Source organism: Chryseobacterium aahli, assembly GCF_022699665.1.
GTDB classification, from domain to species: domain Bacteria; phylum Bacteroidota; class Bacteroidia; order Flavobacteriales; family Weeksellaceae; genus Chryseobacterium; species Chryseobacterium aahli.
Genome location: NZ_JALDNB010000011.1, coordinates 122388 through 139146, shown reverse-complemented (window position 1 = coordinate 139146; position 16759 = coordinate 122388). Strand labels below are relative to the sequence as shown.

19 protein-coding genes are annotated in these 16759 nt (G+C 35.4%); 15 read left to right on the top strand and 4 right to left on the bottom strand.

Going from position 1 to position 16759, the window contains the following annotated elements; translation table 11 throughout:
* The first annotated feature begins 16 nt into the window (after positions 1-16).
* From nrfD to ribH, 9 genes are all read left to right on the top strand, one after another.
* Positions 17-1414 carry an NrfD/PsrC family molybdoenzyme membrane anchor subunit gene (gene nrfD / locus MQX03_RS16770; protein WP_129535347.1) on the top strand — a complete coding sequence of 466 codons (1398 nt, stop codon included), beginning with the start codon at positions 17-19 and terminating at the stop codon, positions 1412-1414.
* Entirely contained in the window at positions 1401-1922 is a 522-nt protein-coding gene (locus MQX03_RS16765) for a DUF3341 domain-containing protein (protein WP_129535348.1), read from the top strand. Before nrfD ends, MQX03_RS16765 begins: the two co-directional genes overlap by 14 nt.
* Entirely contained in the window at positions 1915-2607 is a 693-nt protein-coding gene (locus MQX03_RS16760; RefSeq protein WP_242804417.1) for a c-type cytochrome, read from the top strand. The genes MQX03_RS16765 and MQX03_RS16760 overlap by 8 nt, the downstream gene beginning before the upstream one ends.
* Positions 2608-2615: 8 nt before the next feature.
* Positions 2616-3947 (top strand): quinol:cytochrome C oxidoreductase, encoded by a 1332-nt coding sequence (locus tag MQX03_RS16755; protein WP_129535350.1) that lies wholly within the window; start codon positions 2616-2618, stop codon positions 3945-3947.
* Between the two features lie 124 nt (positions 3948-4071).
* Positions 4072-5088, top strand: a complete 1017-nt coding sequence (locus tag MQX03_RS16750; protein ID WP_242804416.1) for a hypothetical protein — start codon at positions 4072-4074, stop codon at positions 5086-5088.
* Positions 5089-5139: 51 nt separating this feature from the next.
* Entirely contained in the window at positions 5140-6330 is a 1191-nt protein-coding gene (locus MQX03_RS16745; RefSeq protein ID WP_242804415.1) for a hypothetical protein, read from the top strand.
* Between the two features lie 3 nt (positions 6331-6333).
* Positions 6334-6870, top strand: a complete 537-nt coding sequence (locus MQX03_RS16740; protein WP_242804413.1) for an adenine phosphoribosyltransferase — start codon at positions 6334-6336, stop codon at positions 6868-6870.
* A 147-nt stretch (positions 6871-7017) separates the two neighbouring features.
* Positions 7018-7725 carry a YfgM family protein gene (locus tag MQX03_RS16735; RefSeq protein WP_242804411.1) on the top strand — a complete coding sequence of 236 codons (708 nt, stop codon included), beginning with the start codon at positions 7018-7020 and terminating at the stop codon, positions 7723-7725.
* Position 7726: 1 nt separating this feature from the next.
* The gene (gene ribH / locus MQX03_RS16730; RefSeq protein ID WP_129535355.1) at positions 7727-8242 is read left to right on the top strand and encodes a 6,7-dimethyl-8-ribityllumazine synthase; all 516 of its coding nucleotides are present in this window, start codon (positions 7727-7729) and stop codon (positions 8240-8242) included.
* Positions 8243-8277: 35 nt separating this feature from the next.
* On the opposite strand, the gene MQX03_RS16725 is transcribed toward ribH, so the two are convergent.
* Genes MQX03_RS16725 through MQX03_RS16715 form a run of 3 tightly spaced genes read right to left on the bottom strand, consistent with a single transcriptional unit; the run spans position 8278 to position 10120 of the window.
* Positions 8278-9438: a glutathionylspermidine synthase family protein gene (locus tag MQX03_RS16725; protein WP_242804409.1), complete on the bottom strand. Its 1161-nt coding sequence runs from the start codon at positions 9436-9438 to the stop codon at positions 8278-8280.
* A 2-nt stretch (positions 9439-9440) separates the two neighbouring features.
* Positions 9441-9773 carry a hypothetical protein gene (locus tag MQX03_RS16720; protein WP_242804408.1) on the bottom strand — a complete coding sequence of 111 codons (333 nt, stop codon included), beginning with the start codon at positions 9771-9773 and terminating at the stop codon, positions 9441-9443.
* Entirely contained in the window at positions 9773-10120 is a 348-nt protein-coding gene (locus tag MQX03_RS16715; RefSeq protein WP_242804407.1) for a hypothetical protein, read from the bottom strand. The genes MQX03_RS16720 and MQX03_RS16715 overlap by 1 nt, the downstream gene beginning before the upstream one ends.
* 46 nt (positions 10121-10166) lie before the next feature.
* On the opposite strand from MQX03_RS16715, the gene ypfJ reads away from it, so the two are divergent.
* On the top strand, positions 10167-11021 hold the full coding sequence (gene ypfJ, locus MQX03_RS16710; protein ID WP_242804406.1) for a KPN_02809 family neutral zinc metallopeptidase: 855 nt from the start codon (positions 10167-10169) through the stop codon (positions 11019-11021).
* A 38-nt stretch (positions 11022-11059) separates the two neighbouring features.
* On the opposite strand, the gene MQX03_RS16705 is transcribed toward ypfJ, so the two are convergent.
* Positions 11060-11896: a GLPGLI family protein gene (locus MQX03_RS16705; protein ID WP_242804405.1), complete on the bottom strand. Its 837-nt coding sequence runs from the start codon at positions 11894-11896 to the stop codon at positions 11060-11062.
* 145 nt (positions 11897-12041) lie between these two features.
* On the opposite strand from MQX03_RS16705, the gene MQX03_RS16700 reads away from it, so the two are divergent.
* From MQX03_RS16700 to sufD, 5 genes are all read left to right on the top strand, one after another.
* Positions 12042-12371 (top strand): HesB/IscA family protein, encoded by a 330-nt coding sequence (locus tag MQX03_RS16700; RefSeq protein WP_242804404.1) that lies wholly within the window; start codon positions 12042-12044, stop codon positions 12369-12371.
* A 66-nt stretch (positions 12372-12437) separates the two neighbouring features.
* Entirely contained in the window at positions 12438-13886 is a 1449-nt protein-coding gene (sufB, locus tag MQX03_RS16695) for a Fe-S cluster assembly protein SufB (protein WP_242804403.1), read from the top strand.
* 140 nt (positions 13887-14026) lie between these two features.
* Complete coding sequence (locus MQX03_RS16690; protein WP_242804402.1) at positions 14027-14413, top strand: GxxExxY protein; 387 nt, start codon at positions 14027-14029, stop codon at positions 14411-14413.
* A 117-nt stretch (positions 14414-14530) separates the two neighbouring features.
* Complete coding sequence (sufC, locus tag MQX03_RS16685) at positions 14531-15274, top strand: Fe-S cluster assembly ATPase SufC (RefSeq protein WP_059135694.1); 744 nt, start codon at positions 14531-14533, stop codon at positions 15272-15274.
* A 114-nt stretch (positions 15275-15388) separates the two neighbouring features.
* Positions 15389-16696 (top strand): Fe-S cluster assembly protein SufD, encoded by a 1308-nt coding sequence (sufD, locus tag MQX03_RS16680; protein ID WP_242804467.1) that lies wholly within the window; start codon positions 15389-15391, stop codon positions 16694-16696.
* The last annotated feature ends 63 nt before the right edge of the window (positions 16697-16759 follow it).

Sequence of the window (16759 nt, the reverse complement as noted above, 5' to 3'; positions counted from 1 at the left end):
AATAAATAGGTAAAAAATGTCAGGACATTACGAAGCTCCGATAAGGGAACCTCTGATTATTGGTCACAAAACTTATCACGATATCACAGAAGATATTGCACGACCTATCGAAGAAAGAGCAGGAAAATTATGGTGGGTATCACTATATGCAGCCTTAGTTCTATTCATCTACGGATTCGGCTGTATCGCCTACACTATCGGGACAGGTATTGGAGCATGGGGGCTTAACAGAACTATTAACTGGGGTTGGGATATTACCAACTTCGTATGGTGGGTAGGTATCGGTCACGCCGGAACACTTATCTCCGCAGTATTATTATTATTTAGACAGCGTTGGAGAATGTCTGTAAACCGTTCAGCGGAAGCGATGACGATCTTCGCAGTTGTACAGGCAGCAATCTTCCCGGTTATCCACATGGGTAGAGTTTGGGTAGGATATTGGGTATTCCCTCTTCCTAACCAGTTTGGTTCTCTTTGGGGGAACTTTAACTCTCCTCTACTTTGGGACGTATTTGCAATCTCAACATATTTCTCAGTATCAACAGTATTCTGGTTTATGGGATTGATTCCTGACTTTGCAATGATCAGAGACAGAGCAAAAACTCCTTGGACTAAGAAAATTTATACATTCCTTGCCTTTGGTTGGGGTGGTAAAGCGAAACACTGGCAGAGATTCGAAGAATTATCTTTGGTATTGGCAGGTTTGGCTACTCCATTAGTATTCTCGGTACACACTACGGTATCTTTTGACTTTGCTACGTCAGTAATTAAAGGATGGCACTCTACGATTTATCCTCCTTACTTCGTTGCAGGAGCAATCTTCTCAGGATTTGCAATGGTACAGACCCTATTGTTGATCGCTAGAAAAGTTTGTCACTTAGAAGACTACATCACAATGTATCATATTGAAATTATGAACATCGTAATCATCTTAACAGGTGGTATGGTAACGGTAGCTTACGGAACAGAATATTTCATCGGATGGTACTCTGGTTCTCGATATGAAGATTTTACTTATCTTTCTCCGGGTGCTGCAACAGGACCGTACTGGTGGGCTTTCTGGGCATTGATTACATGTAACTTGATTATTCCTGCATTATTTTGGTTCAAGAGAATAAGAACAAATATTATTGCAACATTTGTTATCGCATTGATCATCAACATCGGTATGTGGTTTGAGCGTTTTGACATCATCGTTATCAACCTTTCAAGAGATTACTTGCCAGGATCTTGGACGATGTTTAAACCAACCATTATCGACGTAGGTGTATACTTAGGAACTATCGGATTCTTCTCTGTATTATTCTTATTATATGCAAGAACATTCCCTGTAATCGCACAGGCCGAATTAAAATCGATTTTGAAAATCTCAGGTGAAACTTATAAAGCAAAAGAAGGAGATGAGCACCACTAAAATTGTATACGGACTTTATGCGGACGACGACGATCTAATGAACGGAGTTAAAGCATTCAACGATAAAGGAATCGCAATAAACGAAGTTTATACTCCATTCCCTGTTCACGGGCTAGATAAAGCTTTAGGTTTAAAGAAAACAAGAATTTCTGATGCTGCATTTATCTACGCTTTGTATGGTGTAAGTATTGGCGCAACAGTTACTTGGTACGTTATGAATCATGACTGGCCTCAGAATATTGGTGGTAAACCAGCTTTTGAATGGTCCAGAAACATGCCTGCATTTGTAGTTCCAATGTTTGAATTAATGGTATTCTGTGCAGCACACATGATGTCTCTAACTTTCTTAGTTAGAAACAAAATGTATCCTGGTGCTCCGGCTCAGAACCCAGATCCAAGAACTACAGATGATAAATTCATGATGGAATTTATTACTGAAGATGTAGAATCTATTAAGCAGCTGCTTGTTGATACGGGAGTTGAAGAAATAACTGTTAAAGATGCTTAAAATGAAAAAGAATGTACTAAAAATTACAGCAGTTTTAGGTTTAGCGTCAGTTTTACTTAATTCTTGCGGACCGAAAGAAAATACACCATTGGTATATTTCCCGGATATGTACTTTCCGGTAGCTTACGATCCTTTGATGAAAGCTCAGGATGCATATTCAGATCATGAAAATGAGATTCCTGCATTTGTTAAAAATAATGGTGCTACAGGTCTTTCTCCAGTAGAAGGTTCTGTTGCTCAAAATAAAGACGGTGTTTTTGAAGAAGGTAAACTTCCAAAAAATCCGGATGAGTATAACGCAGGTTATGATGCTTCAAAATCATTAACTTCTTCTCCTTTGAATCCTGCTAACGCTGCGAAAGATATCGAAAGAGGTAAAATGTTATTTGATCGTACTTGTTCAGCGTGCCACGGAACTGGTGGTGACGGACAAGGGCCAATCGTTCAAAGCGGAGCATACTCAGGTGTACCAAATTATGCAGACAGAGAAATCACTGTAGGTTCTGTTCATTATGTATTAACTAACGGTAGAAATGCAATGGGTTCTTATGCAGGGCAATTGAACGCTGGAGACAGATGGAGAGTTGCAATGTATGTGATCAACGCTTTCAAAAAAGGCGCACCCGCAGCAGCAGCAGCTTCAGCTACAGCAGCAAAAACAGATTCTACCGCAACTAAAAAATAAGAAAAGAAATGTATAGTTTTTCACCAAAATTAAAATCAACTTCTATAATACTTCTTGTTGTAGGTTTAGTTCTATTTGGAATTGGTTATTTCATGAATCATGGATTGACTCAAGAAAAAATAGAACATATGATGGAGGCAGTACACTCTGCAGGTCACGATGCACCTACTCACTCTAGTGAGATGATAGGACCTCAGGATCACGCTTCACATCTTGAACATGCTACAATGCAGGTTCATAACCAACCTTTAGCAGCAATTCATTTTGTAGCAGTGTTTTTCTTCGGAGTAAGTTGTGCGGTATTGTTTTTCTACTGTATTCAGCACGCAGCTCACGCAGGATGGCCAATTATTATTACAAGAGTAATGGAAGCTATTGCTTCTTATATTCCTTACGGAGGAGCTATCTTAATAATATTAATGTTATTGAATATTTTCCACCAAGGTCACTTATTCCATTGGATGGATCCGGATTTGACAGATCCTAATTCAGCTCATTTTGATGTGATCTTATTTGAAAAGAAAAGATTCTTAAATATTCCTTTCTATGCAATCAGAACTTTGATCTACGTAATCGGGGCTTCATTCTTCGCATGGAAACTGAAAGCACAGTCTAAAAAAGTAGATGATACAAAATCTTTGGTTGAGTATCAGTTCCTTTACAGATGGGCAGTAGGATATATCGCATTCTTCGGGTTTGCTTCTGCAGCTTGGGCTTGGGACTGGTTGATGTCTATTGACCCTCACTGGTATTCTACAATGTACATTTGGTATTCTATGGTTAGTTGTCTTTCAAGTGGTATCGCAGTAATTATTTTACTAAGTGTTTATCTTAAGAAAAACGGATTCTTGCCACAGTTCAATGACAATCACTTGCATGATTTAGGAGTTTTCCTTTTTGCTACAAGTATGCTTTGGACGTACACATGGTTCGCACAGTTTATGCTATATTGGTATGCAAACGTACCGGAAGAGGTAAATTACTTCTTTGGAAGATTCCAACACTACGGAGTTACTTTCTTGCCGATGTTGATCATCAACTTCTTATTACCACTATTGGTATTGGTAAGTTCTAGCATCAAGAGAAACTACAAAGTGGTTACTATTATGGCTGTTGTCGTAATCTTAGGTCACCTATTAGATTACTTTAATATGGTAATGCCGGGAACAGTTGGTCCATATTGGAACACTCCAGAAGTACTTTTATTAGTATTGGGATCTGTATTATTTGTTGCAGGATTATTTATCTTCACAGTAATGTCTGCATTATCTAAATTGAAATTAATTCCGACAGGTAATCCTTACCTTCACGAATCTGAAATTTATGAGTATCCTTTCTAAGGACTTGTAACAAAATAAAACTTTAAAAGACTGATTTATAATAAATCAGTCTTTTTTTTGTAATCTAAGGCAACCTTTTCTAAAATTCGTTGTCTTAATAATAAATAAACCTAAATAATAAGCCATGAAAAAAACTCAACTGCTCTCTTTGCTATTTATTTTATTGCTCAACTTTGTAAGCGCACAAACCACAACTTTCCTTTCAGAGAAAACAAACCAACCTTTACCTAAAGTTTCCGTATTCGGAAAAGATGGAAGCATTGTGGCCTATTCTGACATTGACGGAAAAATTGAAAGAAAAACATTAACTCCATCACAGGAAAAATTTCAACTAGTCTATGAGAATATATCACTTGGAGCATTTTCTTATGCAGAATTGGTTAAAGATGTGGTAAAACTAAATGACAGAGTAAAAGATATTGAAGCCGTTGTCATCAAAAACAATAAACCTGCAAAATATGTTTTAGTAAAAGGAAACTTTAATGCTTATGTTACTTTAAACAATAAATTAAACTGTTATGTAGATGGAATCGTGACCTACGTTTTCGATAATAAAACCAAAAAAGTAAAAAGCACAAATATTGAGCAGTATAGAATTTTCAGATTAGAAGGTGCTAAAAACGAGAAAAAAGAAATGAGTTCTTGGGATTACAATTCGTTTCTTGATCTCCCAAAATTGAAAAGTGTAGGAAACATCGAAGAATACAAACAAAAAAATACAAAAGTAAAAGAACTTAAAGGAACAACGAAAGATGAAATCGAAATTACCGGCGAAGCTCTACAGGAAAAAGAATTCGCGTTTTTTGGCTACCGTTTCTTTGACGTAAGAGGAATCATTAATATTTCCTACGAAAAAGACTCAAAGAAAACTTTAAGAGATTTATTAGAATCAAATGAAATTGCCTTCATCAAACTGAAACATAAAACTGAGCCAGATTATAACCAAGTTATCGTTTACAGAAATTTCCATCCTACAGAGTTAGATTTTAGTGATAAAAATGATGTAGAAAAAGTGAAATATGACAAAAACGTCAGCAACTACAAAACCAAGTATTGGCAGGATGCATCGTTCCCGAATATGCAGACCATTTTTAGTACATTCTTCAAAGAAGATTTAAAGGAAAAAGAAAACAAAAAATAAAAAATCTGTATTCATAAAGGTTTTACTAAATTTGCATCAAACCATAAACAAATGAAAAAGGTAACTTTTCTACTGCTATTTAGTTTGCTTCTTTTTACAGCTTGTAAAAAAGACCATGCCGATGCAACTACGACTCAGACTTTACAATCGAGCATCAATGACATGGCATCAAGCCTTACAACCATTAAACAAATCAAATTTAATGAAGCTTTGTATATTCTAAAAACTTTCGGTGTAGAAGCTGAAGGTGATGTGAATGAGTTGAAAGCTTTAGGACAGCTGATTGATGGAAAAAAAGTTCCGGAGATTTTATCAATGGCAGATCAGGTGGCTCAAAAAAACGGTATTGAGTGGGCAAGTACAGCTCCACCATCATTAGGAGAAATGAATATTTTCGGTGATGAAACGGCAAAAGAAAGCGACCCGAATGATGTAAAAGCAAACTCTCTAAATATTGTAACTCAATTAAGCGGTGATGCCGGAAACGGACCGACAGCTATACAAATCATTCCTAGATTGGTGGATAATGCAGGAAGACCAATTGTTTTCAATGGTGCAGCTTTAGAAACTACTTTAGAAGTTTTCAGCAATGGTGTGAAGCTTTCAACGGCTAAAAATCTGATGCTGGATAATAATTTCAGAGGTTTTAATCTTAGATTTTCATCTTTATTGGCATCTAAAATTGTTGACAATAAAATTGACATCACGGTTTCTGTAAAAACAACAGCGAAGACTTTCAAAATGTCTAAAATCGGATTGGATGTAAATCCTAATGCATTGAAAGTTCCTGAAGTTCCAAAAACAGATTCAACAATGGTGGTACAAGATCCGAACGCAGTAATTGACCCGGCTAATCCAACAGGAACAACTGGTACTGTTACAGATCCAAATACTACTACACCGACTCAGCCAAAGCAACCAACAGCTGATCCGAAAAATACAGTAAGCAAATTTTTAAATAATGTAAGCTCGCAAAATTTAAAAGCAGCATTTGATTCGTCAAGTAACCCAAGCTGGGGAACCTATGAATCATTCTCAAACCCGACATCAGGCTTTGGAGCTGTAAAAAATGTGAGTGTTAAGAACATTACAACAAATGCCACAAATCCTAACGCTGCAAGTGTAAATGCAACGTACGACGTGACGGATAAAAACGGAAGAACAACTTCTCTAAAAGCGACTTTTGGACTGAAAAGCGTCAACGGAGAATGGAAAATTTCAAGTTATAAAATCAATCCTTAAAAAATGGCATCACAAGAACTGATACAAAAATTGGAAAACACGATTGAAAATATCGCAGACTTTCCAATTCCCGGAATTCAGTTCAAAGATATTTCGCCTATTTTTTTGGATCCAAAACTTTACCAAGAAGTTATTGAAGATTTGGTTAAATTCAGCAAAGGAAAAGTAGATGCTGTCTGCGGAATTGAAAGCCGGGGCTATCTTTTTGGGATTGCCATCGCAGTAGCTTTGGATGTTCCGTTTATTTTAATCAGAAAAAGAGGCAAGCTTCCGCCACCTATCATTTCAGAAAAATATGATTTGGAATATGGAAGTGCAGAAATTGAAACCCGTGAAGGCCAGATCAAAAAAGGTCAGAGAATTTTAATTCATGATGATCTTTTAGCAACAGGAGGAACTACAGAAGCAGCAGCAAAATTGGTTGAAAAGCAAGGAGCAAAAGTCGTTCAGTTTAGTTTTTTGATTGGTTTAAAAGATCTAAAAGGTGAAGAAAAGCTCAAGAAATTTGATGCGGAAATTTATCATACTTTAGAATATTAAAAATTTACAATCATTAATTCTTTTATTTAAATCATAGAAAAATTAATGGAAAAATAAAGAAATTACAATTCATTTAATAATACCTGCAAAGTATTTTGTAAATCACTCAGAAACAATTAAATTTGCAGTTCAATTTTTTAAGAATTTATGGCAAAATTGGGAAAAAATGCTCCAAATGAGCAAGAAGGTAAAGAAACAGTAGAATTTTTTAAAGACCTTGACAGAGAGGCTCTAAACACAGAAAGATTCTTAGAAAAATATCAAAAACCATTAAGTGCTGCTTTTATTGGTTTAGTTGTAGGAGTTTTAGCTTATTTCGGATACCAGCAATTTGTGGTAGCTCCAAAGAATGCTGAAGCGGTAAAAACGTATTTAGCTGCTCAGAAAAACCTTACAGAAGGTAAAGATAAAGAAGCTTTAGGTGGAAAATCTGCTGCAAATCCTGGTTACTTAGGAACGTACAACGAATATTCTTCAACTAAAATCGGTAAACTTTCTGCTTACAATGCTGGTTTATTGAAATTTAAAGAAGGAAAATTCCAGGAGGCTTTTGATCTTTTAGATAAATTTTCTTCTGATAACAAGACATTGATGGCAATGAAATATGGCGCAATGGCAGATGCAAAATCTGGTCTTAACAAAAATGACGAAGCGTTATCTTTATTAGACCAAGCGGCTTCAGCTTCAGACGATCCTTATACTTCTTATTTCTTCACAAGAAAAGCAGGAATCGTTGCTTTGGGAATGAAGAAAAATGCAGAAGCTAAAAAATATTTCGCAGCAATTGACGAAAAATATCAGGACTACGACAACGGAATGTCTGATTCTTATATTGAAATGACTAAATATTACTAACATGGCAACAGTTAATCTTTCAGATTACAAGCCACTTCATATAAATAATGCCGAGGATTTTTCTATCGGCATTGTTTTTTCTGAGTGGAATGACTTTGTAACTTATAATCTACGTGATGCGGCTTTAGAAATTCTTGAGAAAGAAGGTGTAAAGTCTGAAAACATCAAATTATTTTCCGTTCCGGGAGCTTTTGAATTAAACTATGCAAGCATGCAGCTTTGTAAAGAAAGAAAATTCGATGCGGTAATCGCTATCGGATGTGTCATCAGAGGAGAAACTCCGCATTTTGATTTTGTGTGTGACGCAGTCGCACAGGGAATTAAAGACTGTAATATCTTGACAGATACTCCAACTATTTTCTGTGTTTTGACAGATGACACTAAAGAACAATCGATCGCAAGAAGCGGCGGTGACCTTGGAAATAAAGGGGTTGAAGCAGCAGTAACAGCTTTAAGCATGATTAATTTTAAAAGAAATCTTTCTGATAAAAAAGGAAACATCGGTTTTGGGAAATAAACCAGAAACTATTGAAATAAAAAAGGAGCTGATTTTTACAGCTCCTTTTCTTTTATGTAAATTTTATTAGAGTCTATCAAATGAGGAACGAATCTACTTTGATTATTGGTAATCAAATGTAAACTTTCTCTGATCCCAATTCCGGCAGGTTCCTGACCAATCACCCAACTTCCTATGACAGGATAATTTCCGTCGAAGTTTGGAAGTTCAAATAACTGCTGATAAATAAAACCTTCTTTTCCGTAATCGCCATCATTCTCTTCAATCGCAACATTATTTTTAAATAAACTAACGTTGGCTCCTTCTCTTGAATAAATTGGTTTTTTAACGAAATCTTTCAAATGTTTTGGTTCAAAATAACATTCCAATAAATAGGGATGATTGGGGAACATTTCCCATAGGATTGGTAAAATAGCTTTTGAGGAAAGCAGAATTTTCCATGCCGGCTCCATCCATTGAGATCTGAAATTATTACTGATTAACTTTTCGCCAAAACCATCTTGCAGAATCCATTCGTAAGGATATAATTTAAAAATATATTCCATGATTGTTCGGTCTTCTGCAATGAATTCTTGAATATCTTCTGCCCAGCCGATGTCCTGTATGGGAATAAATTCGGTTTCGAAACCTGCCTGTGTAGCACAATCCCGCAAATATTCCACATTCGTTACATCTTCAATATTGGTTAATGAAGCAAAATAAATATAATGCGGATTCATGTATTTTTTAAGATACGTCCAATAATCAACTAGTTTTTCATGAATTGAATTGAACTGATCTTTGTACGGAAACATCTCCTGTAGCCAATACCACTGAATGACCGAAGCTTCATATAAAGAGGTCGGCGTATCTGCATTAAATTCAAGAAGTTTCAAATTTTCACCATCAAAACCAAAATCAAATCTTCCGTAGATCGAAGGATGATCTTCTTCCCAGCTTGTAATAATATAATTTCTAAACCATTCAGGAATATTAAATTTGTCCCAAAGATTTTTTTCAATAATATAATCAACAGCCTGAAGACACATCTGCCACAATTCGGTTGTTGCATGTTCAATCTGGTTGACTTCATCCATCGAAAACTCATAATAATGACTTTCATCCCAGTAAAGTCCTTCCAGCGAATGATAGCCAAAGCCTAAGTTTTCAAGCTTATGTTCCCAGTTTTTCCGGAATTGTGATTGTATTCTTTTCATAATTACGACGATGCTCTGAAACCACTTCTACCCAATCCTTCTCTCACAACATTTCCTTTGTAAGAACTTCTGCCGATATTCGATTTGGTACTGATGGCATCACTGTAATATCCCGCTCTTTGATAAGCGCCGTTGCTGTAAGCACCATAAGGACGGAATGCATGATATAACAGTAAACCAGCCATAAAACCATGTGATCTTGAATATGATGCTGTAGAATCTGATCTCATGTAAACCTTTTTTTCTTTCCCCCACTCTTCTTTTGGTTTTTCCTGAGAACAAGCCGCAAGAATTCCTGTGACAAAAAGCAATTTTATAGAACTTGATTTTTTCATTACTGCACGGTTATATAAAATTCGTAATCTTTTTTCACCTTAGCATTGTGCTCGTTACCACTTTCATCTTCCACAATCTGCAAAGTATCTCCCAAACTCGGAATGGTATCTCTTTTTATAATTTCTTTAAAGAGTTTATTGTTTTTCCAAATTTTGTGCTTTGTAACTAAAACATCTGCCGTATCAATATGTTGCACAGAAAGTTCGGTTTCGATGGCAGATTTTTTATCGACATTTTCCACTTCATCTTCCTTGGATTCCCCGTCACTACAAGCGGTGACGCTCATTAAACTTAAAAGCAAAAGAGCAATTTGAATTTTTCTCACTTTAATTGTTATTTTTGACAAAAATATTATTTAATATTTTAAATTTACATATAAAAATAACAAACAAATGAAATGGACAGACGACAGAAGTGGCAACGTAGATGACAGACGAGGATCCGGCGGCGGCGGTGGCGCAATTGTAGGAGGCGGTTTAGGAACAATCATCATTGCTGCAATCGTATTTTTTCTTGGAGGAGATCCCTCAGCAATTCTTTCTTCAAGTGGAAGTTCATCACCAAGAACCGAGCAGCGAGAACTGAGTCAAGGAGACCTGCAAGTGGGGGAATTCGTTAAAATGATTACCGCTGAAAACGAAGAAACTTGGACTAAAATTTTTGCCGAAAACGGTATGCAATACAAACCAGCCAGAGTTGTCTTGTTTAGAGAAGGTACAAATTCCGGTTGTGGACAAGCACAGTCCGCAATGGGACCATTTTATTGCCCAACCGATCAATCTGTTTATATGGATATGAGTTTCTTCCAAGAACTTCAGGAGAAATTCGGGGCTAAAGTAACCGAGTTTACCATTGCTTATGTAATGGCTCACGAAATGGGACATCATGTACAAAATCTTCTAGGAACTTTAGATAAAACAGACCAATTAAGAAGAAGCGGGAGATATTCTGAAGCTCAGCTTAATCAGGTTTCTGTAGCTACTGAACTTCAGGCTGATTTCTATGCCGGACTTTGGGCTAGATATTCTAACGAAAGAGAAAAGTTTCTTGAACCGGGCGATTTAGAATCTGCAGTTGAAGCAGCAGAAGCTGTAGGTGACGATAATATTCAGAAAAGATCACAAGGCTACGTGAATCAGGAAAGTTTTACTCACGGTTCATCAGCACAACGTAAAGAATGGTTTATGAAAGGATACAACTCCGGAGACATCAAACAAGGAGATACCTTTAATCAACTTTTAAGATAACAAAAAGGTCTGAAGAAAATTTCTTCAGACCTTTTATTTTATTTCAGTTCAATCGGATTGCTGTTTCTTTTTGCTTCTTCTTTAGCTCTTTCTTCCATTCGCTTTCTCATTTCTGCAGGATTTTGGTTTCCACCACCACCTCCGGTTCTCATTGGAGGAGAAATTCCGCCGCCACGTTGACTATTCATAAAAGAAGCGGGATCGCTTTTATATTTTTCCTGCTGCTTTATGTAATCAGTTCTTTTAACTTTAATAACATTTCCGAATGTAGTCATTTCAGGAAAATCAGCAATTTTATAATTTTTCATTAAATCAAAAGAATAATCTCCATTAGCATCTTCTGCTTTCACCACCAAACCTGGAAGTCCGCTGAATTTATATGGTCCATCTTGGTAAGGCAAATCTGTTGTAAACCATGCCGTCCATTTTCTTCCGCCAAACTCAGTTTCTGCTTTCTGTACTTTATATTCACCAATTTTAGTGGTTTCAGATAAAATTTTCCAATTCAGAGGTCGATCTTCTTCATATGAATATTGATCTCTTCCCAAACGATCTTTATATAAGGTTTTCTGATTTTTTTTATCTTTTTCAATGGAATAATTCATATTCGTTCTCAAACCTTCCATTTGTTCTCTATTAAAACCTCTCGCACCACCGCTTTGAAAATTGGCTTTCATTACAGAATCTCTTTTAATCCTGTTTTCAGAATAGAACATAGATTTTTCTGCTGATATATCTAAATATGCATTTTCAGTTTTAATATCAGTTTTGTTATTGACATCTGGTTTTGAAGTTACCTGATAAACAAATCTGTTGGTCTGTGCGAAAGTAGCCTGTGCAAGCAAGACTACAGCAAGAATGCCTAATTTTTTCATTATTTTCCTGATTTATAGTTTTGATTTTAAATATGCATCAAAGTTAAACCATCGATGATAAAAATCGATAAAATAAAAACGACGATTTTTATTTACTGATTAAAGTTCGTATTTTTGCAAGATTAAATCATTCTAAATAAATACAATGATAAAAGTTTCAGATCATGCTAAGGAAAAAGCCATTCAACTGATGACAGAAGATGGTTTTAATCCGGCAGAAGATTATATAAGAGTTGGGGTAAAGAGCGGAGGTTGTTCTGGTTTGGAATATGTTTTGGGTTTTGACAACAAAAAAACAGATGCCGATCAGATTTTCGAAGACAATAACATCAAAATTGTGGTAGAAAAAAAATCTATTCTTTATTTAGCAGGTACTATCCTCGAATACTCAGGTGGATTGAATGGAAAAGGATTTGTTTTTAACAATCCTAATGCAGCCAGAACGTGTGGTTGTGGTGAGAGTTTTAGCTTATAATTAGACATTGGAAGTACTGATTTAGAATACTCTAAATCTTAAATCTAATCTCTAAAATCTATTAAAATGAGTAAATATACTGAAGACGACTTAAGAGTCGATTTAGAAAATAAAAAATACGAATTCGGCTGGGAAACGATACTCGATTACGAAGATTTCCCAATTGGTCTAAACGAAGACATCGTCCGTGCTATTTCTGCTAAAAAAGAAGAACCGGAATGGATGACAGAATGGCGTTTGGAATCTTTCAAAATCTGGTTGAAAATGACAGAGCCTGAATGGGCAAACATCAAATACACAAAACCAGATTTTCAGGCAATTAAATATTACGCTGCACCGAAAGCCAAGCCAGAATTGGCAAGCTTAGATGAAGTAGATCCTGAATTATTGGCAACTTTTGCTAAATTGGGAATCAATATTGAAGAGCAAAAAAGGCTTTCAAATGTTGCAGTTGATATTGTAATAGATTCTATCTCTGTTAAAACAACTTTTCAGGACACTTTAGCAGAAAAAGGAATTATTTTCTGTTCAATTTCCGAAGCGATTAAAAATCATCCGGATTTAGTAAAAAAATATCTTGGAAAAGTGGTTCCTAGAGGCGATAACTTTTATGCAGCATTGAATTCCGCAGTATTTTCTGACGGAAGTTTCTGCTATATTCCAAAAGGGGTAAGATGTCCTATGGAATTGTCAACATATTTTAGAATCAATCAGTCCGGAACAGGTCAGTTTGAAAGAACGCTTGTGATTGCAGATGAAGGAAGTTATGTTTCTTATCTTGAAGGTTGTACAGCTCCGTCAAGAGACGAAAACCAGCTTCACGCTGCGGTTGTTGAATTGATTGCGATGGATAATGCTGAAATTAAATATTCAACGGTTCAAAACTGGTACCCAGGAAATGAAGAAGGAAAAGGTGGAGTTTTCAACTTTGTAACCAAAAGAGGATTGTGCGAAACAAAAGCAAAAATCTCATGGACACAAGTAGAAACAGGTTCTGCCGTAACTTGGAAATATCCTTCTTGTATCTTGAAAGGTGATGGTTCTATTGGTGAGTTCTACTCTATCGCAGTAACCAACAATCATCAGTATGCCGATACAGGTACAAAGATGATTCACATCGGTAAGAATACAAAATCAACAATTATTTCGAAAGGAATTTCTGCAGGAAAATCTCAAAACTCATATAGAGGATTGGTAAAAGTGATGCCTTCTGCAAAAGGAGCCAGAAACTTCTCACAATGTGACTCATTATTAATGGGTAACGAATGTGGAGCGCATACTTTCCCTTATATTGAAATTAAAGATCCTACTGCACAGCTAGAACACGAAGCTACCACTTCAAAAATCGGTGAAGACCAGATTTTTTACTGTAATCAGAGAGGTATCGATACCGAAAGAGCAATTGCTTTAATTGTGAATGGTTTCAGTAAAGAAGTTTTAAATAAATTACCAATGGAATTTGCCATTGAAGCTCAGAAGTTACTGGAGATTTCATTAGAAGGTTCTGTGGGGTAATTTGATTTTATCGCAAAGTAAAACAAAGATTTTTTTTAAAAGCGAATCGCTTATTTTAAGATAAACTAAGCCGCTAACGCTTAGGAAAGAAATACAATCGAAATTAATTTTCAACTTGTATCTTTGCGAAAAACAAACAAATGACAGAAAATGAGATTTCAAAGATTGTATTTGAAAGCGGATTAAAGATTCATAGAAAATTAGGTGTTGGTTTATTTGAAACCATTTATGAAGATTGTTTATTTTATGAATTACGGAAAGAAGGATTAATAGTTGAAAAACAGAAATTCCTGAATATCCAATATGAAGAACTTATTTTAGAAAAAGCTTTCAAAATGGATTTGTTGATTGAAAATAAAGTCGTTTTAGAAATTAAATCAGTAGAAAGCTTAAATAATTTTCATGCTTTACAGTTAAAAAATTATTTGAGAGTCGGAAATTTTAAATTAGGGATGCTTTTAAATTTTAATTCTCAACTTTTTAAGGACGGTGTTAGAAGAATAGCAAACAATCTTGATGAAATTTAAATATTAAAAAAAGAAATAGTATTTCCTCGCTAAGCGTTAGCGCCTTTGTTTATCTTTAAAGATAACATAGGAGACAAATAAAAATCTTTGTCTAACCTTGCGATAAATTAAAAATATATGTTAAACATTAAAAACTTACACGCCAGAATTGAAGATGGCGCACAGATATTAAAAGGTATCAATCTTGAAATCAAGCCGGGCGAAGTTCATGCGATCATGGGACCCAACGGAGCGGGAAAATCTACTCTTTCTTCTGTGATTGCAGGAAAAGAAGATTACGAAGTAACGGAAGGAGAAATCCTTTTTCAAGGTGAAAACATTATTGAAGATGCTCCTGAAGAAAGAGCACACAAAGGAATTTTCCTTTCTTTTCAGTATCCGGTAGAAATTCCGGGAGTTTCTGTGACGAATTTCATTAAAGCTGCTTTAAACGAAAACAGAAAAGCAAACGGATTGGAAGATATGCCTGCGAAAGAAATGTTGGCTATGATTCGTGAGAAATCTGAAAAATTAGGAATTAAAAAAGATTTTCTTTCAAGATCATTGAACGAAGGTTTTTCGGGAGGTGAAAAGAAAAGAAACGAGATTTTCCAAATGATGATGCTGAATCCTAAATTGGCGATTCTTGACGAAACCGATTCTGGATTGGATATCGATGCATTAAGAATTGTTGCAGACGGTGTGAACCAGTTTAAAAACGAAGGAAATGCAGTTCTTTTGATTACGCATTATCAGAGATTGCTGAATTATATTGAGCCTGATTATGTACACGTTTTAGCGAACGGAAAAATCATTAAGACAGGTGACAAATCTTTAGCTTTAGAATTGGAAAGCAAAGGTTACGACTGGTTGCTTAACTAATAAAATATTTTTGGTTAAGTTTTTTATCAATCCTTAGTCGAAAAGGCAGTGAAAAACTGCGATATTGATACAAATTAAATTTATAATAAAGGTGTGATGGCCGAAATATCAGTAATGGCTTTATACGATCAAACAATAGAAAATCACAGTGAATTTTTGGAGAGTCTGCGTCATAGATTTTTAGATGACGACAGAAAAACGGCGCTTCAGAAATTTGCAATCAAAGGTTTTCCTACCAAGAAAGACGAAGAATACAAGTATACCAACATCAAAGAAATCACGGAGAAAGATTATAATTTTTTCCCGAAAGAAAGTCACAACATCACCAAAGAACAGCTTGATGAGCTGCATTTGGGAGAAGAAAATTTTGACTGGATTGTTTTTGTAAACGGTCAGCTTCGCAAAGAGCTTTCAAACATTTCTATCGAAAATGCAGAATTTTTATCTTTCAACTATGCTTTGAATGATGAGAATCATAAAGAGGTTTTCGATAAATATTTTAATACGATTGCCGCAAAAGATTTAGCTTTTACGAACTTAAATCAAGCATATTGCAAATACGGATTCTTCCTGAAAGTTCCGAAAAATGTGATTATCGAAAAACCGATTCACGTTTTTTACCTTTCTCAAAATCAGGAAGAAAACACATTCTACAATACAAGAAACTTATTGATTGTAGAAGAAGGAGCAAAAGTAGAAATCATTGAAAGTCATCATAATTTTGATAAGAGTTTTGTATTTACAAATTCGGTAACTGAAATTTTCACGTATCAGAATGCTAAAGCAGACTGGCACAAAATTCAGAATGACAGCGATACTTCTTATTTGGTAGATCATACTTTCGCAAAACAGGAAAGAGACAGCTTAACGACGGTTAATACGTTTACATTCGGAGGAAAGATCATCAGAAACAATCTTGATTTTATTCATAACGGAGAAAATATCAACTCTTTCATGAACGGAATCACGATTATCGGGAAAGATCAGTTGGTCGATCACCACACGGCGGTTCACCACAATACTCCAAACTGTCAGAGTTATCAGAATTACAAAGGTATTTTCAAAGATAAATCTCACGGAGTTTTTAATGGGAAAGTATTTGTAAACAAGATCGCTCAGAAAACCAACGCTTATCAGCAAAATAATAACGTTTTATTGAGCGAAGGAGCTACGATTGACACAAAGCCTCAATTAGAGATTTTTGCAGACGATGTGAAGTGTTCTCACGGTTGTACTGTTGGTCAGTTGAACAAAGATGCTTTATTCTACTTGAGAGCAAGAGGTATTTCTAAAAAAGAAGCTCAGGCTTTATTGCTTTACGCTTTTGCCAATGACGCAATGCAGAATATCGACATTGAGCCATTAAAAGTAAAAATCGAGCAACTTTTAGCCGAAAAACTTGAAGTTACAATGGAATTTTAAATTTCCATTTGAATACATAAAAGAAAAGCACTTCGATTGAAGTGCTTTTTTAGGTTTTATCCT